This is a genomic window from Burkholderia sp. Bp8986 (assembly GCF_003854225.1).
Lineage (GTDB): Bacteria > Pseudomonadota > Gammaproteobacteria > Burkholderiales > Burkholderiaceae > Burkholderia.
In genome coordinates this window covers 13,826-37,393 of record NZ_QTQM01000026.1, presented here as the reverse complement: position 1 = coordinate 37,393, position 23,568 = coordinate 13,826, and the positions used below count along the sequence as shown (strand labels likewise).

Annotated in this window: 17 protein-coding genes; 7 read left to right on the top strand and 10 right to left on the bottom strand. The window is 69.3% G+C overall.

The window, feature by feature from the left end; genetic code table 11:
- Positions 1–239: 239 nt before the first annotated feature.
- The 3 genes from glcE to DID99_RS22360 all read right to left on the bottom strand — a co-directional run bounded on the left by glcE (position 240) and on the right by DID99_RS22360 (position 4,449).
- Positions 240–1,328 (bottom strand): glycolate oxidase subunit GlcE, encoded by a 1,089-nt coding sequence (glcE, locus tag DID99_RS22370; protein ID WP_124571186.1) that lies wholly within the window; start codon positions 1,326–1,328, stop codon positions 240–242.
- Positions 1,329–1,508: 180 nt separating this feature from the next.
- Complete coding sequence (locus DID99_RS22365) at positions 1,509–3,002, bottom strand: FAD-linked oxidase C-terminal domain-containing protein (protein WP_044844032.1); 1,494 nt, start codon at positions 3,000–3,002, stop codon at positions 1,509–1,511.
- 37 nt (positions 3,003–3,039) lie between these two features.
- Positions 3,040–4,449, bottom strand: coding sequence for an FAD-binding oxidoreductase (locus tag DID99_RS22360; RefSeq protein ID WP_124667557.1), 1,410 nt, complete (start codon positions 4,447–4,449; stop codon positions 3,040–3,042).
- Between the two features lie 140 nt (positions 4,450–4,589).
- Here DID99_RS22360 and DID99_RS22355 point away from each other — a divergent pair, with 140 nt between their 5' ends.
- Positions 4,590–5,141, top strand: coding sequence for a cob(I)yrinic acid a,c-diamide adenosyltransferase (locus DID99_RS22355; RefSeq protein WP_124667556.1), 552 nt, complete (start codon positions 4,590–4,592; stop codon positions 5,139–5,141).
- A 94-nt stretch (positions 5,142–5,235) separates the two neighbouring features.
- On the top strand, positions 5,236–6,444 hold the full coding sequence (gene hmpA, locus DID99_RS22350; protein WP_124667555.1) for an NO-inducible flavohemoprotein: 1,209 nt from the start codon (positions 5,236–5,238) through the stop codon (positions 6,442–6,444).
- Positions 6,445–6,558: 114 nt separating this feature from the next.
- Here the strand turns inward: hmpA and aroG are convergent, their stop codons facing one another.
- Complete coding sequence (gene aroG, locus DID99_RS22345; protein ID WP_059465445.1) at positions 6,559–7,632, bottom strand: 3-deoxy-7-phosphoheptulonate synthase AroG; 1,074 nt, start codon at positions 7,630–7,632, stop codon at positions 6,559–6,561.
- A 42-nt stretch (positions 7,633–7,674) separates the two neighbouring features.
- On the opposite strand from aroG, the gene DID99_RS22340 reads away from it, so the two are divergent.
- A complete protein-coding gene (locus tag DID99_RS22340) occupies positions 7,675–7,929 on the top strand; it encodes a hypothetical protein (RefSeq protein ID WP_185733808.1) in 255 nt (84 codons plus the stop codon).
- Between the two features lie 110 nt (positions 7,930–8,039).
- Here DID99_RS22340 and tldD read toward each other — a convergent pair whose 3' ends face one another.
- The 3 genes from tldD to DID99_RS22325 form a co-directional block, all read right to left on the bottom strand.
- On the bottom strand, positions 8,040–9,506 hold the full coding sequence (gene tldD, locus DID99_RS22335; RefSeq protein WP_059451318.1) for a metalloprotease TldD: 1,467 nt from the start codon (positions 9,504–9,506) through the stop codon (positions 8,040–8,042).
- Between the two features lie 92 nt (positions 9,507–9,598).
- A complete protein-coding gene (locus DID99_RS22330) occupies positions 9,599–10,426 on the bottom strand; it encodes a carbon-nitrogen hydrolase family protein (protein WP_044844040.1) in 828 nt (275 codons plus the stop codon).
- 51 nt (positions 10,427–10,477) lie between these two features.
- Complete coding sequence (locus DID99_RS22325) at positions 10,478–14,677, bottom strand: YhdP family protein (protein WP_124551340.1); 4,200 nt, start codon at positions 14,675–14,677, stop codon at positions 10,478–10,480.
- 227 nt (positions 14,678–14,904) lie between these two features.
- On the opposite strand from DID99_RS22325, the gene glnE reads away from it, so the two are divergent.
- Positions 14,905–17,706: a bifunctional [glutamate--ammonia ligase]-adenylyl-L-tyrosine phosphorylase/[glutamate--ammonia-ligase] adenylyltransferase gene (gene glnE / locus DID99_RS22320; RefSeq protein WP_124519947.1), complete on the top strand. Its 2,802-nt coding sequence runs from the start codon at positions 14,905–14,907 to the stop codon at positions 17,704–17,706.
- Between the two features lie 261 nt (positions 17,707–17,967).
- On the opposite strand, the gene recN is transcribed toward glnE, so the two are convergent.
- Together recN and DID99_RS22310 are read right to left on the bottom strand one after the other, a co-directional pair.
- On the bottom strand, positions 17,968–19,617 hold the full coding sequence (recN, locus tag DID99_RS22315; RefSeq protein WP_124519945.1) for a DNA repair protein RecN: 1,650 nt from the start codon (positions 19,615–19,617) through the stop codon (positions 17,968–17,970).
- Positions 19,618–19,636: 19 nt separating this feature from the next.
- Complete coding sequence (locus DID99_RS22310; RefSeq protein ID WP_124487961.1) at positions 19,637–20,539, bottom strand: NAD kinase; 903 nt, start codon at positions 20,537–20,539, stop codon at positions 19,637–19,639.
- A 130-nt stretch (positions 20,540–20,669) separates the two neighbouring features.
- On the opposite strand from DID99_RS22310, the gene hrcA reads away from it, so the two are divergent.
- The 3 genes from hrcA (at position 20,670) to DID99_RS22295 (ending at position 23,307) form a co-directional block, all read left to right on the top strand.
- Entirely contained in the window at positions 20,670–21,692 is a 1,023-nt protein-coding gene (hrcA, locus tag DID99_RS22305; protein ID WP_011544637.1) for a heat-inducible transcriptional repressor HrcA, read from the top strand.
- Between the two features lie 137 nt (positions 21,693–21,829).
- On the top strand, positions 21,830–22,894 hold the full coding sequence (gene hemH / locus DID99_RS22300; protein ID WP_044844045.1) for a ferrochelatase: 1,065 nt from the start codon (positions 21,830–21,832) through the stop codon (positions 22,892–22,894).
- A 5-nt stretch (positions 22,895–22,899) separates the two neighbouring features.
- Positions 22,900–23,307, top strand: a complete 408-nt coding sequence (locus DID99_RS22295) for an RNA-binding S4 domain-containing protein (RefSeq protein WP_124667554.1) — start codon at positions 22,900–22,902, stop codon at positions 23,305–23,307.
- On the opposite strand, the gene DID99_RS37355 is transcribed toward DID99_RS22295, so the two are convergent.
- The gene (locus DID99_RS37355) at positions 23,279–23,440 is read right to left on the bottom strand and encodes a hypothetical protein (protein WP_006476841.1); all 162 of its coding nucleotides are present in this window, start codon (positions 23,438–23,440) and stop codon (positions 23,279–23,281) included. The two genes, DID99_RS22295 and DID99_RS37355, sit on opposite strands and share 29 nt — an antisense overlap.
- Between the last annotated feature and the right edge of the window lie 128 nt (positions 23,441–23,568).

Below are 23,568 nucleotides of genomic sequence, written 5' to 3'. Positions count from 1 at the left end.
GGCCGCTCGCGAGGCGCGTGACGCCGCGAATACTGGCGTATTCGCAAGGAGCGCAACGCGGCGAGCGGCCGTTCTCGTGGCAACCCCTAATCAAAAGATTCATTCCACGGGAATGCCCGAAATCGCCCGTATGGCGGCGTCGCTCGTCGCTTGTTTGGCTCGGCCAAACGGCGCTCCTCACTTCTTGCCCTACGCGCGATTTCGGGCATTCGCATGTGCGTTCCATATATAAACAGACCCTAAAGATCAGGGTAAAGCCGGCCGCGATTAAAGATGCGCGCGGGATCGAACGCAGCCTTCAGCCCGCGGTGAATCTTCATCAGCGGCGCGGGCAGCGGCGTGAACACGCCCGCGCTGCGGTCGTAGGACTCGCCCGCGCGGAACAGCGTCGCATGGCCGCCGGCCTGCTTTGCGCTCATGCGCACCGTCTGCGCGTCGGCGTCGGTGATCCACCAGCGCTGCGCGCCGCCCCATTCCATCAGCTGGGTGCCGGGCAGGTGCATCGGTTCGGTGATCGACGGCAGCGCGAGCCGCCACAGCGCATAGCCGGGCGGGATGCCGTTGAAGAACGGGTCGGTGTGCTCGCGCACGCCGGCCCAGAAGCGCTCGGCCTCGACCGCGTCGACGACTTCGCCGCCGAGCAGCGTCTTCGCCGATTTCACGGCCGCCTCGGCGCCCGACAGCCGCAGCACGAGCGTGCCGTTGCGCCACGCGCTCGCGCTGACGGGCAGCGGATGGCCGCCCCATTCGTTGAGCTTGCGCACCGCGTCGGTCGCGGTCATCTCGAACTTCAGCGTGACTTCGGCGACGGGCACCGGCAGCACCTTGATCGACAGCTCGAGCATCAGCCCGAGCGTGCCGAGCGAGCCGGCCATCAGCCGCGACACGTCGTAGCCGGCGACGTTCTTCACGACCTGCCCGCCAAAGCGCAGCGCTTCGCCGCGGCCGTTCATCAGCGTGACGCCGAGCACGAAATCGCGCGGCGCGCCGCAGGTCGCGCGGCGCGGCCCCGCGAGGCCCGCCGCGACGCAGCCGCCGACGGTGGCCGCGCGGCCGAAGTGAGGCGGCTCGAACGGCAGCATCTGGCCGCACTCGGCGAGGACGGCTTCAAGCTGCGCGAGCGGCGTGCCCGCGCGGACCGTGACGACGAGTTCGGCCGGGTCGTACGACACGACGCCCTGAAACGCACGCGTGTCGAGTATTTCGCCGTCCAGCGCCTGGCCGTACCAGTCCTTGGTGCCGCCGCCGCGAATCCGCAGCGGCCGGCCGTCGGCACTGGCGGCGCGGACGCGTTCGGCCCATCCGGCGACGATGTCGTCCTCTTCCATGTTGTATTGCTGCCTCGTTGTTGTCCGGTCGATTGTACCGGGGTGGCGCGAATCCACATCGCGACTATCCCTAAGCCGCGCATGACGAATGCATGCGGGCGTCGCCGCGCGCACGGCCGGCGCGGGCAGGGCGGCACATCGCGGCCCGCGCGGCGGCACGGGCCGCGCACCGCGCGGCGCTCAGAAGCGCGGCAGGTCGGGGTGCGGCAGCAGCCCTCCGCGCACGTGCTGGCGGCCGTATTCGGCGCAGCGCGCGCGGGTCGGGATGCCCTTGTCGGGATTCAGCAGCCCGGCCGGATCGAACGCGCGCTTGACCGCGAAGAACGCATCGCGCTCCTGCGGCGAGAACTGCACGCACATCGAATTCAGCTTTTCGATGCCGACGCCGTGCTCGCCCGTCACGCTGCCGCCGAATTCCACGCAGCATTCGAGGATTTCCGCGCCGAACTGCTCGGCGCGGTGCAGCTCGTCCGGATCGTTCGCGTTGTAGAGGATCAGCGGATGCATGTTGCCGTCGCCGGCATGGAACACGTTGATGCAGCGCAGCCCGTAGCGCGTCTCGAGCTGCTCGATGCGGGCGAGCAGCGGGCCGATCGCACGGCGCGGCACGGTGCCGTCCATGCAGTAATAGTCGGCGGAAATGCGCCCGGCGGCCGGGAACGCGTTCTTGCGGCCGGACCAGAAGCGCAGCCGCTCGCTTTCGTTGCGCGACACCTGGATGCGCGTCGCGCCATGCTCGCGCAGCACGGCCGTCATGCGGACGATTTCCTCCGCGACTTCTTCGGGCGTGCCGTCCGATTCGCACAGCAGGATCGCCTTCGCGTCGAGGTCGTAGCCCGCGTGCGTGAACGCCTCGACGGCCTGGGTGGCCGGCTTGTCCATCATCTCCAGCCCCGCCGGGATGATGCCCGACGCGATGATCGCGGCGACCGCCTCGCCGCCCTTCACGACATCGTCGAAGCTTGCCATCACGAGCTGCGCGGTCTGCGGTTTCGGGATCAGCTTCACCGTGATTTCGGTGACGATCGCGAACATCCCTTCGCTGCCGATCATCACCGCGAGCAGGTCGAGGCCCGGCGCGTCGAGACCGAGCGAGCCGAATTCGACGACCTCGCCGTCGATCGTGACCGCGCGCACGCGCATCACGTTGTGCACCGTCAGCCCGTATTTCAGGCAATGGACGCCGCCGGAATTTTCGGCGACGTTGCCGCCGATCGTGCAGGCGATCTGCGACGAAGGATCGGGGGCGTAGTACAGCCCGTAAGGCGCGGCGGCTTCCGAAATCGCGAGGTTGCGCACGCCGGGCTGCACGGTGGCCGTGCGCGCGTACGGATCGACCTCGACGATGCGCGTGAAGCGCGCGAGCGACAGCACGACGCCGTTCGCGATCGGCAGCGCGCCGCCGGACAGGCTCGTGCCGGCGCCGCGCGGCACGATCGGCACTTCCATGCGGCGGCAGATCTGCACGATCCGCTGCACCTGCGATTCGGTTTCGGGCAGCGCGACCGCGAGCGGCAGCCGGCGGTACGCCGACAGGCCGTCGCATTCGTACGGCGCGGTGTCTTCGTCGCGGAACAGCAGGCAATGCGTCGGCAGCACGGCCATCAGCGCCTGCACGACTTCGCGCTGGCGCTGCGCGCGGGTCGCGCTCGACAGTTCGACGGAAGCGTTCATTGGGTCTCCAGCCGGGGCGCGGCGGCGCGCCGCCGTGTCAGCACGTGAAGATCTTGCCGGGATTCATCAGGTTGCGCGGATCGAGCGCCAGCTTGATCGCGCGCATCGCGTCGATCGCGTTGTCGCCGTGCTCCTTCGGCAGGAAGCGCATCTTGTGCAGCCCGACGCCGTGTTCGCCGGTGCAGGTGCCGCCGAGGCGCAGCGCGCGCTCGACGATCCGGTCGTTGATGCGTTCGGCTTCGTCGATTTCCTCGGGCTTGTCGGGATCGATCAGGATCGCGACGTGGAAATTGCCGTCGCCGACGTGGCCGACGATCGGGCAGGGCAGCGACGATGCGCGCAGATCGATCTCGGTTTCCTCGACGCACGCGGCGAGCTGCGAGATCGGCACGCACACGTCGGTCGTCACCGCGCGGCAGCCGGGCTTCAGCTGCAGCATCGCGAAGTACGCGTTGTGGCGCGCGGCCCAGAGCCGCGTGCGGTCCTCGGGGCGGGTCGCCCATTCGAAGCCCTGGCCGTTGTTCTGGCCCGCGAGCGCCTGCACGAGCTCGGCCTGTTCCTTCACGCCGGCCTCGGTGCCGTGGAATTCGAAGAACAGCGTCGGCGCTTCGGCGAGCGTCAGGTTCGAATGGCGGTTGATCGAGCGCACCGCGAGCGCGTCGACGAATTCGACGCGCGCGATCGGCACGCCGATCTGGATCGTTTCGATCACCGTGCGCACCGCGTCGCCCATCGACGGGAACGTGCAGATCGCGGCCGACACGGCTTCGGGCAGCGGATGCAGGCGCAGCGTGATCTCGGTGATCACGCCGAGCGTGCCTTCGGAGCCGACGAACAGGCGCGTGAGGTCGTAGCCGGCGGACGACTTGCGCGCGCGCGAGCCCGTCTTCACGACGCGGCCGTCGGCGAGCACGGCGGTCAGGCCGAGCACGTTCTCGCGCATGGTTCCGTAGCGCACGGCGTTGGTGCCCGATGCGCGGGTCGCGGTCATCCCGCCGATGCTGGCGTCGGCGCCCGGATCGATCGGGAAGAACAGGCCGGTGTCGCGCAGCGCTTCGTTGAGCGCCTTGCGCGTGATGCCCGGTTCGACCGTGACCGTCAGGTCTTCCGCGTTGATCGACAGCACACGGTTCATTTCCGACAAGTCGAGCGAGACGCCGCCGCGCACCGCGAGCAGATGGCCTTCGAGCGACGAGCCGGCGCCGTACGGGATCAGCGGCACGCTGTAGAGCGCGCACAGCGACACGACTTGGCGGACTTCATCGGCGTTGCGGGCGAACACGACGGCGTCGGGCAGTTGCGGATCGAACGGCGATTCGTCGCGGCCGTGATGGGCGCGGACGGCGTCGGCGGTCGACACGCGCTCGCCGAAGGCGGCGCGCAGCGCATCGAGCATGGCGGGGGGCAGCGGGCGGCGCGTGGTGGCCGGCGGGGCAGGGTGATTCACGAACGTCTCCTGACGACTGCTTGTCAAACCTTCGGCCCATTCTACGCTGGAACGCCCGCTGCGCCCGCCGCCGCAGGCTGCGATAATCGCGTACCAACCCAACCGGGCCGCATCGCGGCCGCGCACGAGAGGACATTCGCATGGGCAACCGCTTGAGCAAGATCGCGACACGCACGGGCGACGACGGCACCACCGGCCTCGGCGACGGCCGGCGCATCGGCAAGGACGACGCGCGGATCGCCGCGATCGGCGACGTCGACGAACTGAACTCGAATCTCGGCGTGCTGCTCGCCGAGACGCTGCCGGGCGACGTGCGCACGGCGCTCGTCACGATCCAGCACGACCTGTTCGATCTCGGCGGCGAGCTGTGCATTCCCGGCCATGCGGTGCTCGACGACACACACCTCGCGCGCCTCGACACGTGGCTGGCCGACTACAACGCGACGCTGCCGCCGCTGAAGGAATTCATCCTGCCGGCCGGCTCGCGCGCGGCGTCGCTCGCGCACGTCTGCCGGACGGTGTGCCGCCGCGCGGAGCGCTCGATCGTCGCGCTCGGGCGCACCGACACGCTCAATGATGCGCCGCGGCGTTACGTGAACCGGCTGTCGGACCTGCTGTTCGTGCTGGCGCGTGTGCTGAACCGCGCGGATGGCGGCTCGGACGTGCTGTGGGAGCGCGGGCGCGTCCGCTGACCCCCGGCGTCGTGTTTCCGCACTGCGACAATTTGCCCGACGGACGTCTGTTTTTAAAGATGTATCGTGTGAGCATGTTTAACGGAGAACGAACATGACCCACATCACCGCTGACCAGATGGCTCGCGTGAAGGCCACTGCCCCTGTCCTCGCCGTGCACGGCGCGACGATCACGAAGCATTTCTACCAGCGCATGTTCGCGCGGCATCCGGAACTGAAGAACCTGTTCAACCAGACGCACCAGAAGACCGGCAGCCAGCCGGAAACGCTCGCGAAGGCGGTCTATGCGTATGCGGCGAACATCGACAACCTCGGCGCGCTCGGCGGGGCGGTGTCGCACATTGCGCACAAGCACGCGAGCCTGAACATCCGCCCCGAGCATTACCCGATCGTCGGCGAGAACCTGCTCGCGTCGATCGTCGAAGTGCTCGGCGATGCGGTCGACGCCGAGACGCTCGAGGCATGGCGCGTCGCGTACGGCCAGCTCGCGCAGATCCTGATCGGCGCCGAGGCCGACCTGTACGCGGGCGCCGCGTGGAGCGGCTTCCGTCCGTTCAGGGTTGCCCGCAAGGTGCGTGAGAGCGACGAGATCACGTCGTTCTACCTGACGCCCGCCGACGGCGGCGACGCGCCGACCTTCGCGCCGGGCCAGTACGTCACGGTGAAGCGCTTCGTCGGCGATCTCGGCGTCGATCAGCCGCGCCAGTACAGCCTGTCCGACGCGCCGCACGGCAAGTGGCTGCGCATCTCGGTGAAGCGCGAGGCCGGCCAGCCGGAAGCGATCCCGGCCGGCAAGGTGTCGACGCTGATGCATGACGGCGTGGAGGAGGGCGCGATCGTCGAGGTGACCGCGCCGATGGGCGAATTCTCGCTGAAGCGCGGCGTCGATACGCCGGTCGTGCTGATCTCGGGCGGCGTCGGGCTCACGCCGATGGTGTCGATGGCCTCGACGCTGGTCGGCGAAGGCAGCACGCGTGAAGTACGGTTCGTCCACGCATGCCGGTCGGGCGCGGTGCATGCGTTCCGCGACTGGCTGAACGATACGGTGCGCGAACACGCGAACGTCAAGCGCACGGTGCTGTATGAATTGGTGGGGCCGACCGACCGGGTCGGCGTCGATCACGACCTCGAGGGGCGCCTGACGCCGGAGCGCGTGAAGCACGATGCGCTGGTGCCGGATGCCGACTACTACATCTGCGGCCCGATCGCGTTCATGAAGGCGCAACGCGATGCGCTGGTCGCGCTCGGCGTCACGCCGGAACGCATCAACACCGAGATCTTCGGCTCGGGCGCGCTCGAGTGAGGATCTGACGGCGGCTGCTCGCACATGAAGAAGCCCGGCGCAAGCCGGGCTTCGTTTCTTGCGGCGCAGGCCGGAGCCCGCAGGCGGCATGTGCCGCCTCGGGCCCGCCGGCGATCAGTTCCCGCTGCCGCGCGCGACGCGGCGTGCCTTCACCGATTCCGCGAGGCCTTCGAGCACCTTCACGCTGTCGTCCCACGCGATGCACGCGTCGGTGATGCTCTGGCCGTAGGTCAGCGGGCAGCCTTCCTTCAGGTCCTGGCGCCCCTCGACGAGGTGCGACTCGATCATCACGCCGACGATGCGCTCGTCGCCGGCCGCGACCTGGCGGCCGATGTCCGCGCACACGGGAATCTGGTTCTCGTGCTTCTTCGAGCTGTTCGCGTGGCTCGCGTCGATCATCAGGCGCGCGGCGAGGCCGGCCTTGCCGATGTCCGCGCACGCGGCGTTCACGCTGTCCGCGTCGTAGTTCGGCGTCTTGCCGCCGCGCAGGATCACGTGGCAGTCCTCGTTGCCGGCCGTCGACACGATCGCCGAATGGCCGCCCTTCGTCACCGACAGGAAATGGTGCGGCTGCGATGCGGCCTTGATCGCGTCGACCGCGATCTTCACGTTGCCGTCGGTGCCGTTCTTGAAGCCGACCGGGCACGACAGCCCCGACGCCAGCTCGCGGTGCACCTGCGACTCGGTCGTGCGCGCGCCGATCGCGCCCCACGAGATCAGGTCGGCGATGTACTGCGGGCTGATCATGTCGAGGTATTCGGTCGCGGCCGGCAGCCCCATCTCGTTGATCTGCAGCAGCAGCTCGCGCGCGGTGCGCAGCCCTTCGTTGATCTTGAAGCTGTTGTCGAGGTGCGGATCGTTGATGAGCCCCTTCCAGCCGACCGTCGTGCGCGGCTTCTCGAAGTACACGCGCATCACGATTTCCAGCTCGCCCTTGAAGCGCTCGCGCTCCTTCACGAGCCGCCCCGCGTACTCGATCGCCGCCTTCGTATCGTGGATCGAGCACGGCCCGATCACGACGATCAGCCGGTCGTCCATCCCGTGCAGGATGCGGTGCATCGACTGGCGCGAGTTGTAGATCAGCTCGGACGCGGCCTCGGAGCACGCGAATTCGCGGATCAGGTGGGCGGGCGGCGTCAGTTCCTTGAGTTCGCGGATGCGGACGTCGTCGGTGTTGTGCGGGGGCATGCTGTTTCTCCTGGTTTTGCGGGCGCCGTTCGGTCAGTGCGCGTGCGGCAGATTCATCGATTCAAGCGATTCAAGCGATTCAGTGATTTCGGTCGGGGCCGCGGGATCCGCTGCGGCGGCGACCGGGTGGCGAAGGGCGAAAAAAAACCGCCGGGTTCGCCGGCGGTTTTTTCGGGAATTTCGGTTGCGCTTCACGCGCCATCAACCCTCTCGATCCGCCAGCGGTCTGAGATGCCAAAAAAAGTAAAAATAAAACTTGGCGGACATGACGGAGATTCGGTTCGTCAAAAAAGTTGATTCGGAATTTATACCCGGTCGCCGCGTCGCTGGCAACCGGGGGTGCTCAAAAATGCGGAGAATCCGCGCGCTTTTGTCAAAATGCGCGGATTGTCTGCGCCGCGATGCGGTTATGCCGTACCGCCGACCGTCATCTTGTCGATCCGCAGGGTCGGCTGGCCGACGCCCACCGGCACGCTCTGGCCTTCCTTGCCGCACACGCCGACGCCCGAGTCGAGCGACATGTCGTTGCCGATCATGCTCACGTACTTCAGCGATTCCGGGCCGCTGCCGATCAGCGTCGCGCCCTTCACCGGGTAGGTGATCTTGCCGTTCTCGATCATGTACGCCTCGGACGCCGAGAACACGAACTTGCCGTTCGTGATGTCGACCTGGCCGCCGCCGAAGTTCACCGCGTACAGGCCGTTCTTCACCGACGCGATGATTTCCTGCGGATCCTTGTCGCCGTTCAGCATGTACGTGTTGGTCATGCGCGGCATCGGCAGCGCCGCGTACGACTCGCGCCGCGCGTTGCCGGTGACGGGCATCTTCATCAGGCGCGCGTTCAGCGTGTCCTGGATGTAGCCCTTCAGGATGCCGTCCTCGATCAGCGTCGTGCACTGCGTCGGGTTGCCTTCGTCGTCGATGTTCAGCGAGCCGCGGCGGTTCGGCAGCGTGCCGTCGTCGACCACCGTCACGCCCTTCGCGGCGACCTGCTCGCCGATCCGGCCGGCGAACGCCGACGAACCCTTGCGGTTGAAGTCGCCCTCGAGGCCGTGGCCGATCGCCTCGTGCAGCAGCACGCCCGGCCAGCCCGGCCCGAGCACGACCGTCATCGCGCCGGCCGGCGCGGGGCGCGCGTCGAGGTTGACGAGCGCCGCGTGCACGGCGTCGTCGACGTAGCGCGACAGCACTTCGTCGGTGAAGTAGCCGTAGTCGAAGCGGCCGCCGCCGCCGCCGGAGCCGATCTCGCGGCGGCCGTTCTGTTCGGCGATCACCGTGACCGACACGCGCACGAGCGGGCGGATGTCGGCCGCGAGCGCGCCGTCGCTGCGCGCGACCAGCACGACGTCGTATTCGCCGGCGAGGCCCGCCATCACCTGCGTGACGCGCGGGTCGCGCCCGCGCGCCATCTGCTCGATGCGCTCGAGCAGCTTGACCTTCGCGGTCGCGTCGAGCGACGCGAGCGGATCGGACGGCAGGTACAGGTCGCGGCCCGAGATGCCCTTCAGGGACGTCGCCGCCTTGATCTTCTGGCGGCCGCCGCCGGCCGCCGCGATCGCCTTGGTGGCCGCGGCCGCCTGCGCGATGGCTTCCGGCGACAGGTCGTCCGAGTAGGCGAACGCGGTGCGGTCGCCCGCGACCGCGCGCACGCCGACGCCCTGGTCGATGCTGAAGCTGCCCGACTTCACGATGCCTTCCTCGAGGCTCCACGCTTCGCTGCGGGTCGCCTGGAAGTACAGGTCGGCGTAGTCGACGCGATGCGTGAAGATGTCGGCGATCGTGCGCGTGAGCAGGCTCTCGTCGAGGCCGTACGGCGTGAGGAGGATGTCCTTCGCCAGCGCAAGATTGCGGATGCCGGGTTCGATGATGTTCATGCGGGTATCGAGGGTTCTCAAAAAGTTGTCGGGTGCGTTCTGGGCAGATGGGTTGGCCGGGCGGCGTTTCAAGCGCCGGGCGGTTCAGCGGTTCAGGCCAGCACGCGATGCCGCCACGCGGGCAGGCTCTGGCGCACGTCGGCGATGCGCTGCGGATCGAGCGCGCCGGTCACGACGCTCGCGCCTTCGTCGCGGACCGCGACGATCTCGCCCCACGGGTCGATCAGCATGCTGTGGCCCCAGGTGCGCCGGCCGTTCTCGTGCTTGCCGCCTTGCGCGGCCGCGAGCACGTAGCACTGGTTCTCCACGGCCCGCGCGCGCAGCAGCATTTCCCAGTGCGCGCGGCCCGTCGTATACGTAAACGCCGACGGCACGACGATCAGCGCGCAGTCGCCCATCCTGCGATACAGCTCCGGAAAGCGCAGATCGTAACAGACCGACAGGCCGACCCGCCCGAACGGCGCGTCGAACGCGACGACCGTGTCGCCCGCGCGGATCGTGCGCGCCTCGTCGAACGATTCGTCGCCTTTCTCGAAGTTGAACAGGTGGATCTTGTCGTAGCGGGCGGCTTCCTGGCCGTTCGGGTCGAACACGAGCGTCGTGTTCAGCACGCGATCGGGCTCCGGCGCCTTCAGCGGCAGCGTGCCGCCGATCACCCAGATGCCGTGACGGTGCGCGGCCTCCGACAGGAAGCGCTGGATCGGGCCGTCGCGGTAGGGTTCGGCGAGCGCGAGCTTGTCGGTGTCGCGATGGCCCATGAAGCAGAAATACTCGGGCAGCAGTACGAGCTGCGCGCCGTCGCCGGCCGCTTCCGCGATCAGGCGGCCGGCTTCGGCGAGATTGCGTGCGACGTCCGGCGTGCTCACCATCTGCAGCGCGGCGACCCGAAAGGGCGTGGCGGAACGGGTGTGATCGGTCATCGCTGGATCGGTTGCGTCATAAATGGGGTGCGGCCCGGCACCCTGCGCGCGTCAGTGGCTCGCCGCATCGGCCGGACCGTGATTCATCTTACCCTGATCGCCTCGCACCCGCTCGATGTGCGGATGCGCCCACGAGCCCGTGATCGCGTAGTCGAGCGCGAACGCGTGCGACAGCGTCTCCGACAGCGCGTAGTTCGCGGCCAGCACGCCGACACCCAGCAGCGGATTGATGATCGCGGCCGCGATTGCCGCCGTGCCGGCGCCGATCTTCGGCGCGACGTGCGCGTGCAGGTCCTGCGTCTCGGCGCCGAGGTCGACCGCGCCACGCACCGTCACGTTCGCCGGTGCCGTCGTCATCGAGAAGTCGTCGGTGCGCGCGATCCCGTTCGAGATCCGGCTGGTGCCCGTGATCTTGTCGAACGGCAGTCCCTTGCCGATCACGTCGCGGAAATTCAGCGTCAGGAAGCGCGCGAGGCTCTGCAGGCTCAGCACGCCGAGCAGTTTCGCGGCACCCGGATCGACCTTCAGGATCTGGCCGTGTTCCAGGTCGAGCGCGACCTGGCCGCCGAGCGACGGCAGATCGACCGCGGTCGGGCCGCCGCGCCAGCCGACCTTGCCGGTCACGGTGCCGTGGCCGTTTGCAAGCGTGCGCGGCAGGCCGACGAGGTCGAGCAGCGCGCCCGCGTTGCCGACGTCGAGCTTGAAGTCGAACACGCTGCGGCGCGGCGCATCATTTTCGTCGACGCCGCGGGCCAGCGCGCGGCGCGACGTGCGCCAGTTGCCGGTCGCCGTCAGCTTCGCGGCCGGGTTCGCCAGCTCGAACTTGTCGAGCTGCCACACCGGCGCGCCGTCTTCCTCGAGGTTGCGCGCGTTGACGACGAGCCTGCCGATGTCGTGATCGCGCGCGACGACCTGGTCGACGATCAGGTCGACCGACGGCATCGGCCGGTCGGTCGGCGTCGGCAGGTTCATCGCGCGGCCGACGAGGTCGTGCTGCGCGCTCTGCGGGATCACGAGCTTCGCGAGCCGCGCGTTCAGCACGCCCGCACCGTTGTGGCCGCCGCCCGGCGCCCACGACAGGTAGCCCGATACCTGGTTCGACGCGATGTTCGCCTGCCACAGCTCGTCGACGTGCGACGCGCCGATGATCACGTTTTCCCAGTTGCGCTTGAGCAGCTTCAGCGTGCCGAAGTGGAGCGCGAAGCGCTTCGGCGTGAAGCTCGCGACGTCGACGCGCGGCGCGGCCTGCGGCTCCGGCGCGCGCGGTGTGTCGTGCTGCAGCGTGCGGGCGAGCGCGAGCCACGCGTCGGCGTCCAGTTCGTCGACGTCGACGGCGGCGCTCACGCCGTCCTGCGGCAGGTCGGGCATCCGGTGGATGCCCATCGCGCCGCGCACCGCGCGCAGCGGCTGGCCCGACGTGGCGTCGAGCAGGTAGGTCGCAGACACGGGCCCGAGCGTCAGGTCGGCATGCTCGAGGCGCTTGCCGCCGGCCTGGGCGGCCGGCTGCAGTGTGAAGCGGAACGGCATCGGCGTGCCGGCCGGTTTCGCGAACGGCGCCGGGAAATTCAGCGCGACGCCCGTCAGGTCGGAATGCGCGGTGACCTCCGGCAGGCGGCCCGGCGCGCCGCGCACGGCGAGCTGGTACGGCGCGTCGCCGACCACGTGCTCGAGCAGCGCCGCGGCCGTGCCGCGCAGGTTCAGGCCGCGCGCGGCGTCGAGCGCGAGCTTGCCGTCGACGTCCACCGCGTACGGGCCGTGCGACTGGAAGTTGCCGTTCGCGCGCACCGGGCCGCCGAGGAAGCGCCCCGACAGCTCGTGCAGCGACGCGCCGGCCTCGCTGAAGCGCACGCTGCCGCGCAGCGCGGACAGCGGCGGCACGCCGTCGGTCGACAGCGTGTTGCCGCCGAACGCGAGCGTGCCCTCGACGTGCGTATGCGGATGCGGAACGTGCTGCGGAATCGTGATCTTGAGCGCGAGCGCCGCGGGCCCCTGCGCATCGATCCGCTGGCCGATGTGCCCGCTCATCGCGCCGAGCGAGCTGTTGTCCGCGTAGTCGATCAGGTCCGCGAGCGGGCCTTGCGCATGGCCGTCGATGATGAGCGGCGACTTCGACGGATTGCCGAGATCGTCGATCCGGCCGGCGACCTTCGTCAGCGCGACGCGCTTGTAGTGCGCGCGCGCGATGTCGAAGCGCAGCTTGTTCTGCGCGAGCTCGAACACGCCGTCGATTCCGTCGAGTGCGGGCCAGATGCTCGGCGTGCCGTTCGCGAGCTTGCGCGGCGGGTACGGCGTCGGCTCGAAGCGCCCGCCGGTGAACGGCGCGACGATGTGGAACACGCCGGCGTCCGGCTCGTGTTCGAACGGGAATTTCTCGAGCGGGCCGCGGGCGACGATCGAGGCTCCCTTGGTCACCTGGCCGTCCTGCAGCGCATGGCCGAGATAGTCGCGCAGGTGCTCGGACATCCCGGTCGGCAGGTAGCGCGGAATGCGCGCAACCGACGCGCGCGCGAAATCCGCGCGCAGGTCGAGCGAGCCGCGGCCGTGGCCGGGGTTCGTGTACGTCCCCGACACCGCGATTTCCGCGTCGGGGTTCGCGACGAACAGGTCGGGCAACGTCACGTCGACGCGCGCGTGCTTCTCGCCCGGCGCCGGCGTGATCACCCATTTCGCGTTGCCGCGCAGCCGGTCGAAGGTCAGGCGCGGCTCGTCGAATTCGCCGGGCACCGTGACCGCCGCATTGACCGTGTCGAAGTGCGCGGTGCCGCCGGTTTCCTTCGCATCGATGCGGCCCCACAAATTCTCGACGCCCGGCCAGCCGGCGCGCGGGTGACCACGCGGGGAAAGACCCGGCGGCGGCTCCTGCGCGGCGACGCTGATGCCCTGCAGATCGCCGAGGAAGCGGTAGCGGACGATCGGCGCGGCGCCCATGCGCCGCTCTTCGTCGGCCAGGTCGGGCCGCGCCGGCTTCGCGCGTTCGACCTCGATGTGATAGTTCGACACCATCCCGCGCGGGTCGAGCTTGATCAGCTCGTTGCGCAGCCGCGCGGGCAGCGGCAGCCCGCGGATGAACTCGCTGAGGATGCCGAGATCGACGCGGTCGCCGACGACGCTGAGCAACTGCCCCTGGTCGGCGGTCGGCACGCGGTAGCGGGCGGTCAGCGTCGACAGCGCGAGCGAACGGGCGAGCGGCGTGCCGTCCGGCAGCGGCGGCTGGCCGAGCTCCGCGTTGAAGCGCGTCAGGTGCAGCGTGTAGTCGTGGCCGGCGTCCAGCGCCATGTCCCAGCCGAACCCGACCGTCGGCACGTCGAGGCGCGGCTGGGTCGGCCGGACGCGCAGCACGACGTCGGCGCCCTGCAAGTCGCCGCCCGCGGAGCGCAGGTGGCCGTCCTGGAAGGTCGCCCAGATCGCGTTGTCGATCCGGCCCGCGTGGATCGTGAGCGGAATGTCGAGATAGCGGCCGAGCGTTTGCAGGTCGACCGGGCCGGTCGACAGGTACGCGTCGCCGGTCCAGTTCGTCGGCTTGCCGATCGGCGCGAGCGGCTTGTGGCGGAAACGCGCGCGGAAATCGAGCGGGCCGAGCAGCAGCGTGCCGTTCGCGGGCGCCTGCAGCGCGGCCTTGTGCTCGCGGCCGTGGTTGAGCACCGCGAGGCGGATGCCGGACAGCGCGAGTTCCGGTGCGTCGTGCTGCGCGTCGCGCCAGCGCAGCGTGCCGTTGCGCAGCACGATCGCTTCCTGCTTCAGCAGCCACGTGCCGAACGTGTCGTTGCCGCCATGGGTGGTCGCGACGCCGACGCCCGCGACGCTCAGCGAGCCGTCGGCGGCGCGCGCGACGACGAGGTCGGGATGGTCGACGATCAGGCTCGACAGCGCAGGCGACAGCCGCAGCAGCGACATCCACGACAGCGCTGCCGTCGCGTGCGGGACCGACAGCGCGATCTGGCCGTCACGGCCGCGAATGGTGAGGTTGGCGACTTCGACGCCCGGCTGCATGCCGGACCAGTGCGGAGACAGCTTGCCGATCGAAAGCTGTGCGTGCAGCTTGTCGGACACCGCGCGCTCGATGCGCGGGCGGTACTCGTCGATGCGCGGCAGCAGCACGTAGCGCATCCCGAGGAACACGCCGGACGCGACGAAGTACGTGCCGATCCCGACTGCCAGCGTCACCCTGAACACGCGACGCAGGACCGGATGATCGTGCTTCGGAGGTCCCGCTTCGGGCTCAGCTACGGCGGATTCCTGACGGTCGGACATGCGGCGGAAGGGCGGCGATATGGTAGTTTTGCAGACTGACGTTGAAATGTATCACACGGGTTCGTGCCGGCGGCCGTTGAGGCCGCACGGCACGGGCTTTCCGGCGCGCGGTTGTCGCGGCGGCGCATCCGCGTCGCGACACCGCGCCGAGTCCAAGGGGCCTGTCGGCAGCGGGGCGCGCACGCGTTGCTCCCGCAGCGGGGCCATACTGCCAGGCCCGCTTTTCGATGACCGACGCTTCCGCCCTGATCAGCACGTCCTATTCCCGCTATCTCGCCCGCGCGGCCGCCGCGCGTCCCGCGCTGTCCGACCAGATCGCCGCGTGGGCCGCCGCGCCGCTCACGCGCGCGCAGCTCGACGCGCGCCTGACCGAACTGCTCGCCACGCCGGCCGGCGCGGCCGCGCCGGGCGACGAGCAACTGAAGCGTGCGCTGCGGCAGTTGCGTATCGAGGTGTTCGGCGCGGTCGCGGAGCGCGACCTGCGCGGCGTCGCGAGCGTCGCCGAGGTGACGGGCGCGATGACCGATCTCGCCGAAGTGGCCGTGCAGCGCTCGCTCGCGCTGCTGTCGGCCGAACTCGAGGCGATGTACGGCGAGCCGCGCGGCGCCGACGGCCAGCGCGTCGTGCTCGGCGTGGTCGGGATGGGCAAGCTCGGCGGCCGCGAGCTGAACGTGTCGTCGGACATCGACCTGATCTTCGTCTACGAGGACGACGGCGAAACGGCCGGCGGCACGCGCTCGCCGCTGTCCACCCAGGAATATTTCACGCGGCTCGGCCGCCGCCTGATCGGCGTGCTGTCCGAGGTCACGGCCGACGGCTACGTGTTTCGCGTCGACATGCGACTGCGCCCGAACGGCGATTCGGGGCCGCTCGTCTGCAGTCTCGGGATGCTCGAGGAGTATTTCTACGTGCAGGGGCGCGAATGGGAGCGCTACGCGTGGATCAAGGGGCGGCTCGTATCCGAAGGCGACAGCGACGCGGCGCGGCGGCTGGCGGCGCAGCTCGAATCGATCGTCAAGCCGTTCGTATACCGCCGCTATCTCGACTTCGGCGTGATCGGCGCGATCCGTGCGCTGCACCAGCAGATTCGCCAGGAAGCCGCGCGCCGCGCGTCGATGCGGCCCGACAAGGCCGACGACATCAAGCTCGGGCGCGGCGGAATCCGCGAGATCGAATTCAGCGCGCAGGTGTTCCAGCTGATCCGCGGCGGCCAGGATGCGGAATTCCGCGTGCGGCCGACGCTCGCGGTGCTGCGCCATGCGCAGGCGCGCGGGCTGATCGGCGAGGACGTGCGCGAGCGCCTGACCGACGCCTACAACTTCCTGCGCACGCTCGAGCACCGGCTGCAGTACCGCGACGACGCGCAGACGCACGCGATGCCGGTCGATGCGGGCGAGCGGGCGGTGCTGGCCGCGTCGCTCGGCTTTGCCGACTATGCTGCGCTGATGACGGTGCTCGACGGTCACCGGACGTTCGTCGAGGCGCAGTTCGACCAGATCTTTGCCGACAAGGTGAACGGCGGCCCCTGCGCGGCGGGCGAGGACACGGCCGCCACGTGGATCTGGAGCGGGGCGCTCGCCGACGACGGCGAAGACGACGCGCTGCTCGCGCGCCTCGACGGCGTGGGCTTCACCGATCCGGCGGCCGTGCTCGCGCGGCTGCGCGCGATCTGGCAGTCGTCGCGCTACGCGGGCCTGCCCGAAAAGAGCCGGCAGCGCTTCGACAGCGTCGCGCAGCGCGCGCTCGAGGCCGCGCCGCAGATCGACGCCGCGCGCCGCGACGACACCATCGTGCGGCTGTTCGACCTGCTCGAGACGGTCAGCCGGCGCGGCGTTTATCTCGCGCTGCTGACCGAATATCCGGCCGCGCTCGACCGCGTGCTGTCGGTGCTCGGCGCGACGCGCTGGGGCGGCGGCTACCTGATTCGCCATCCGCAGCTGCTCGACGAACTGCTCGACGACGAAGCGATCGCGAGCCCGTTCGACTGGCCTGCGTTCAAGGACGCATTGCGTGCGCGCCTCGCGGCCGCCGACGGCCCCGAGCAGCAGATGGACCTGCTGCGGCACGCGCAGCACGCGGAAGTGTTCCGCATCCTGCTGATCGACCTGGCCGGCCAGCTGTCGGTCGAGCATGTGAGCGACCGCCTGTCCGAGCTCGCCGACGCGGTGCTCGACGTGACGATCGAAGTCGTCTGGTCGCAGCTCGCGAAGCGCCACCGCGACGTGCCGAAGTTCGCGGTGATCGCATACGGCAAGCTCGGCGGAAAGGAGCTCGGCTACGCATCCGATCTCGACCTGATCTTCCTGTACGACGACCCCGACGAGCGCTCGGCGGACGTCTACACGACGTTCACGCGCCGGCTGATCACGTGGCTCACGACCGCGACCGGCGCGGGCGCGCTGTTCGACATCGACCTGCGGCTGCGGCCGAACGGCGAGGCCGGGCTGCTCGTGACCGATCTCGACGCGTTCCGCCGCTACCAGCTGCGCGAGGGCGACGCGGCCAATACCGCGTGGGTGTGGGAACACCAGGCGCTGACGCGCGCCCGCTACAGCGCGGGCGACCCGCAGATCGGCACGGACTTCGAGGCGATCCGCCAGCAGGTGCTGACGACGCCGCGCGACGGGGCGGTGCTCGCGAAGGAAATCGTCGACATGCGCGGCAAGGTGTTCGCCGGCCACCCGAACCAGACCGAGCTGTTCGACCTGAAGCACGATCGCGGCGGGATGGTCGACATCGAGTTCATCGTCCAGTACTGGGTGCTGCTGCATGCGTCGAGCGATGCCGAGCTGATCCGCAACACCGGCAACATCGCGCTGCTGCGCGAGGTCGCGCGGTTCGGGCTGATGGGCGAGGACGAGGCCGAGCGCGTCGGCGCCGCGTACCGCAAGTACCGGAAGCTGCAGCACAAGCTGCGGCTCGACGGGATGGAGAAGGCGCGGGTCGATCCGGCGCTGGTGGCCGACGAGCGGGCGGCCGTGACGGCGTTGTGGGAGCGTGTGTTCGGCGCGGTCGAAACGGGCGTTTGATGCGGACGTTTGAATCCCGCGTTCGCGGCAGGACGCTCGAATCCGCGGGGTAGGGCGGGCGGCGCTCGGGCGGCGCCCGTCCATCGAAAAACTGCGCCGTGCGAGCGGTTCGACCGGCAGATCGGTCTGCCTGCTCGCCGTGCCGCTGCAGGCCTGTTCCGGGAAAGGCGACACGCCGCGTTCCGAAAAACGTGGGGTTCGTCGGCGGTCCGGGACCGGCGCATGCGCCGATCTTCTGCATTTCGGCCGACGAAGCCGGCGTCAGGCCGCCAGCATTTCCTTCGCGTGCTTGCGCGTGGTGGCGGTGATCTCGAGCCCGCCGAGCATCCGCGCGACTTCCTCGACCCGGCTCGCCTTGTCGAGCGGGACGACCGACGATACGGTGCCGCCGCGCTCGTCGGCGCCTTTCGCGACCTGGAAGTGATGGTCGCCGCGTGCGGCGACCTGCGGCAGGTGCGTCACGCACAGCACCTGGCGGTCGCGCCCGAGCTGGTGCAGCAGGCGGCCGACCACCTCGGCGACGCCGCCGCCGATCCCCGTGTCGACTTCGTCGAAAATCAGCGTCGGCGTCGGGCTGGCGGCGCTAGCGATCACGGCCAGCGCGAGGCTGATCCGTGCGAGTTCGCCGCCCGACGCGACTTTCGCGAGCGGCCGCAGCGGCACGCCGGGGTGCCCGGCGACCCGGAATTCGACCTGTTCGAGCCCGTGCGGGCCGCCGTCGGCGAGCGGCACGAGCGCGACTTCAAAGCTGCCGCCCGCCATCGACAGTTCCTGCATGCCGGCCGTGACGGCCGTGCCGAGCGCCTTCGCGGCCTGCGCGCGGGCCGTCGACAGGTGTTTCGCGTCGGCGAGATAGGCTTCCCGTGCCTTCGCCTGCGCGGCTTCGAGCGCGCCGAGATCGGCGGCCGCGTCGAGCGCGGCGAGCTGCGCGCGGCGTGCCGCATGTTCCTCGTGCAGCGTGTCGGGCGGCAGCCGGAACTTGCGGGCGGTCGAGTGCAGCGCGTCGAGGCGCGTTTCGACCTGCGCGAGCCGGGCCGGGTCGAGATCGAGGCGCTGCGCGTAGTGCGACAGCGAATAGACGGCTTCCTGCAGCTGGATTTCGGCCGGTTCGAGCGACGCGAGCGCATCGCCGAGCCCCGTGTCGTAGTCGGCCAGGCTGCGCAACTTCGACACGATCGCGCCGAGCTGCGGGAGCATCGCGTCGTCGGCCTCGGACAGCGCGTTGAGCGCGCCCTGCACGCCGGCGATCAGGTTCGCCGAATGCGACAGGCGCTTGTGCTCGCTGCCGACTTCGTCCCATTCGCCGGGTTGCGGTGCGAGCTTGTCGAGCTCGGCGAGCTGCCAGGCGAGCTTCTCGCGTTCGAGCTGCAGTTCGCGCTCGTGCGCCTTCGCGGCGTCGATCGCCTGCGTTGCGTCGCGCCAGACGCGCCACGCGCGTGCGACGTTCGCGGCATCTGCCACGAGCCCCGCGTGAGTGTCGAACAGCTCGCGCTGCGCGTCGGGCCGCATCAGCAGCTGGTGCGCGTGCTGACCGTGGATGTCGACCAGCATCTCGCCGAGCTCGCGCAGCTGCGCGAGCGTCGCGCTGGTGCCGTTGATGAACGCGCGCGAGCGGCCGTTCGCGTCGATCACGCGGCGCAGCATCACGGTGTCCTCGGCGTCGAACGCGTGTTCGTCGAGCCAGCGCGCGACGCGGTCGTGCGGCGTGAATTCGGCGGTGATGTCGGCGCGGCCGCAGCCGGCGCGCACGACGCTCGCGTCGGCGCGTTCGCCGAGCGCGAGGGCCAGGGCGTCGATCAGGATTGATTTGCCGGCGCCGGTTTCGCCGGAAAAGACGGTAAAGCCGCTGTCGAATTCGAGATCGAGCGCGGCGACGATGACGAAGTCGCGAATCGAGAGGTGGCGGAGCATGGTGTCGGGCGTGGGTGCGTCAGGACGCCTTGTCGTCTTCGTTCGATGCGTGTTCGTTCCAGTGCAGCTTCTTGCGCAGCGTCGCGTAGTAGCTGTAGCCGACCGGGTGCAGGAACGGCACCGTGTGCTTCGAGCGGCGCACCTCGATCGTGTCGTTCAGCTCGAGCGAGGTGAACGACTGCATGTCGAAGTTCACGTTGACGTCGCGGCCGCCGACGATCTGGATCGCGATCTTCGAATCGTCGGGCAGCACGATCGGCCGGTTCGACAGCGCGTGCGGCGCGATCGGCACGAGCACGATGCCCTGGAGCTGCGGATGCAGGATCGGGCCGGCCGACGACAGCGCGTACGCGGTCGAGCCGGTCGGCGTGGCGACGATCAGGCCGTCCGAACGCTGGTTGTACATGTACCGGCCGTCGACCGACGCGCGCAGCTCGACCATCCCGGAAAAGCCGCTGCGGTTCACGACGACGTCGTTGAACGCAAGCGCGTGGTAGATCGGTTCGCCGTCGCGCACGATCCGGGCCTCGAGCAGCGAGCGCTCCTCGCGCTCGAACTTGCCCGACAGGATCACCGGGACGCGCGCCTGCATGTCGGCCGCCGCGATGTCGGTGATGAAGCCGAGCCGCCCGTGGTTGATCCCGATCAGCGGCGTCTTGTACGGCGCGAGCTGGCGGCCGATGCCGAGCATCGTGCCGTCGCCGCCGAGCACGACCGCCACGTCCGCGCGCGCGCCGATCTCCGCCGGGGTGAGCGCCGGATAGCCGGAGATGCCGATCTCGCGCGCCGTTTCGGCTTCGAACACGACCTCGAAGCCGAGCTTCGCGATGCAGCCAGCCAGCGTGGCGAGCGGCTCGGCGATGCCGGGCGTGTTGCTCCGGCCGACGAGCGCGACGGTGTTGAACTGATTACCGGTTTTCATGCCGGCATTACACCATAGCTCGTTGACGAAAAGAACCGGCTGTGCGCGAACGGGGCCGGATCGGTCGGCCCGGGCGACAGTGGCCGCGGCCACTCGCCGTGCTCGCGCGGTTGCGCTAAAATTTTCCACCATGCTAGATCCTCGCGCACGAACCCTCCTGAAAACCCTGATCGAACGGTATATCGCCGACGGTCAGCCGGTCGGCTCGCGCACGTTGTCCCGTTACTCCGGGCTCGAACTGAGCCCGGCAACGATCCGCAACGTGATGTCCGACCTGGAGGAGCTCGGCCTCGTGTCGAGCCCGCATACGTCGGCCGGCCGCGTGCCGACGCCGCGCGGCTACCGGCTGTTCGTCGACACGATGCTGACGGTCGAGGCGCCGATCGACGCCGAGGCCGTCGCGCGCCAGGTGCAGAACACGCTGCAGGCCGGCGAACCGCAGCAGCGGGTCGTGGCGGCCGCGGCGAGCGTGCTGTCGAACCTGTCGCAGTTCGCGGGTGTCGTGCTGACGCCGCGCCGCAGCCACGTGTTCAAGCAGATCGAGTTCATGCGGCTGTCGGACAAGCGCATCCTGCTGATCATCGTCACGCCCGAGGGCGACGTGCAGAACCGGATGCTCGCGACGCCGCGCGACTATTCGCCGTCGCAGCTCACCGAGGCGTCCAACTACATCAACGCGCACTTCGCCGGGCTGTCGTTCGACGAGGTGCGCCGCCGCCTGCGCGACGAGATCGACCAGCTGCGCGGCGACATGACCACGCTGATGCATGCGGCCGTGACGGCCAGCACCGAGGTGCCCGATACCGAGGACACCGTGCTCATTTCCGGCGAGCGCAACCTGCTCGAAGTGGCGGATCTGTCGTCCGACATGGCGCGGCTGCGCAAGCTGTTCGACGTGTTCGACCAAAAGACGGGCCTCCTGCAATTGCTCGACGTGTCGAGCCACGCCCAGGGCGTGCAGATCTTCATCGGCGGCGAATCGACGCTCGTGCCGATCGAGGAAATGAGCGTCGTGACCGCGCCCTACGAGGTGAACGGCCAGATCGTCGGCACGCTCGGCGTGATCGGCCCGACCCGCATGGCGTACAACCGCGTGATCCCGATCGTCGACATCACCGCGCGGCTGCTGTCGCTCACGCTGAGCCAGCAGTAACCCGACCGATACCGTCCCGCCATCGTGCCGCGGCGCCGTGCGTACCGCCAGTCGGCCGAACGGCCAGCCGACCCGGGCGAGACGGCCCGCTATAATTGAGGGCCGTCCGACTGCGTGCCCCGAGCACGTTCCTGCCCATGCGTTTCGATCTTGAGCCGCCTTCGAGCGTCGCAGCTGCCCATCGCATCGGCGTGCTGCTGATCAATCTCGGCACGCCCGACGCCCCGACACCACGCGCGGTGCGGCGCTATCTGGCCGAGTTCCTGTCGGACCCGCGCGTCGTCGAAATCCCGCAGGTCGTCTGGCAGGTGCTGCTGCGCACGCTGATCCTGCCGCTGCGCGGTCGCGCGTCCGCGAAGAAGTACGCGGCCGTCTGGATGCCCGAAGGCTCGCCGCTGCGCGTATACACCGAGCGCCAGACCGACGGCGTGCGCCACCTGCTCGCGTCGAACGGCTATCAGGTGACGGTCGACTACGCGATGCGCTACGGCAGCCCGGGCATTGCGCAGGCGCTCGCGCAATTCAAGCGTGCTGGCGTCGAGCGCGTGCTGCTGATGCCGATGTACCCGCAATACTCGGCGTCCACCACCGCGACGGCATTCGATGCCGCGTTCGCCGCGCTCGCGCGGATGCGCAACCAGCCGGAAGTGCGCACGGTGCGGCACTACGCCGACCATCCGGCCTACATCCACGCGCTCGCCGAACAGGTGCGCCAGTACTGGGCGCAGCATGGCCGGCCCGACTTCGCGGCCGGCGACAAGCTCGTGCTGAGTTTCCACGGCGTGCCGAAGCGCACGCTCGACCTGGGCGACCCCTATCACGACCAGTGCCAGCAGACGGGCGCGCTGCTGATGGCCGCGCTCGGGCTGTCGACGCTCGAATGCCGCGTGACGTTCCAGTCGCGCTTCGGCAAGGCCGAGTGGCTGCAGCCGTACACGGCGCCGACGCTGCGCGAACTCGGCGAGGCGGGCGTGCGGCGGGCCGACGTGTTCTGTCCCGGTTTTACGGCCGATTGTCTGGAGACGATCGAGGAGATCGGGATGGAGGTGCGCGACGAGTTCATCGCGGGCGGCGGCCAGGCGTTCCACCGGATTCCGTGCCTGAACGGCGCGCCCGCGTGGATCGGCGCGTTGGGCGAGATCGTCGCCGAGAATCTGCAGGGCTGGCCGGTGAAGGCCGCGCAGCCCGAAACGGTGAGTTGAACGCGATGAACTACAGGGTTTCGACTGAACCCGGCGCGAAGCTGCGCATCGACAAATGGCTGTGGGCGGCCCGCTTCTTCAAGACGCGCTCGCTCGCGTCCGACGCGGTCGACAAGGGCCACGTGAAGATCGGCGGCGCGGCGGTGAAGCCGGCCAAGGACGTGCGCGTCGGCGACGAGGTCGAGATTGCGATCGACGGTGTCGTCTGGCACATTGCCGTGCTTGGCATTTGCGACGTGCGCGGGCCCGCGAGCATCGCGCAGACGCTTTACGAGGAAACGGAAGCGGGGCGCGTCGCGCGGCTCGCCGAACTGGAACGGCGCCGCACCTATCGCGAGCCGGCGGCGGAACTGCACGGCCGGCCGACCAAGCGCGACCGGCGCATCATCGACAGATTTTCTGGTGGGAGCTGAACATCTGGTCGAACGTCGCCCGCGCGCTTCCGTATTCGGTCGTGCGGTCGGTGACGGCTCCGGACAGGCAGATGGTGGTGGTGCCGGCAATCAGTACCAGCGCGACCACCGATATGGCAAAGGTCAGTTTCACGGTACGCGCCTCGATGGGACTGTGAATGCAGCGCCAGGTGGATGTCAGGCGCCGGTAAGCTAGGGTAAACGCGCTTTTTCGACGCTTGAATGGAGTGTAGTGCACCCCCCTGTGCCGAGCTAGTACTT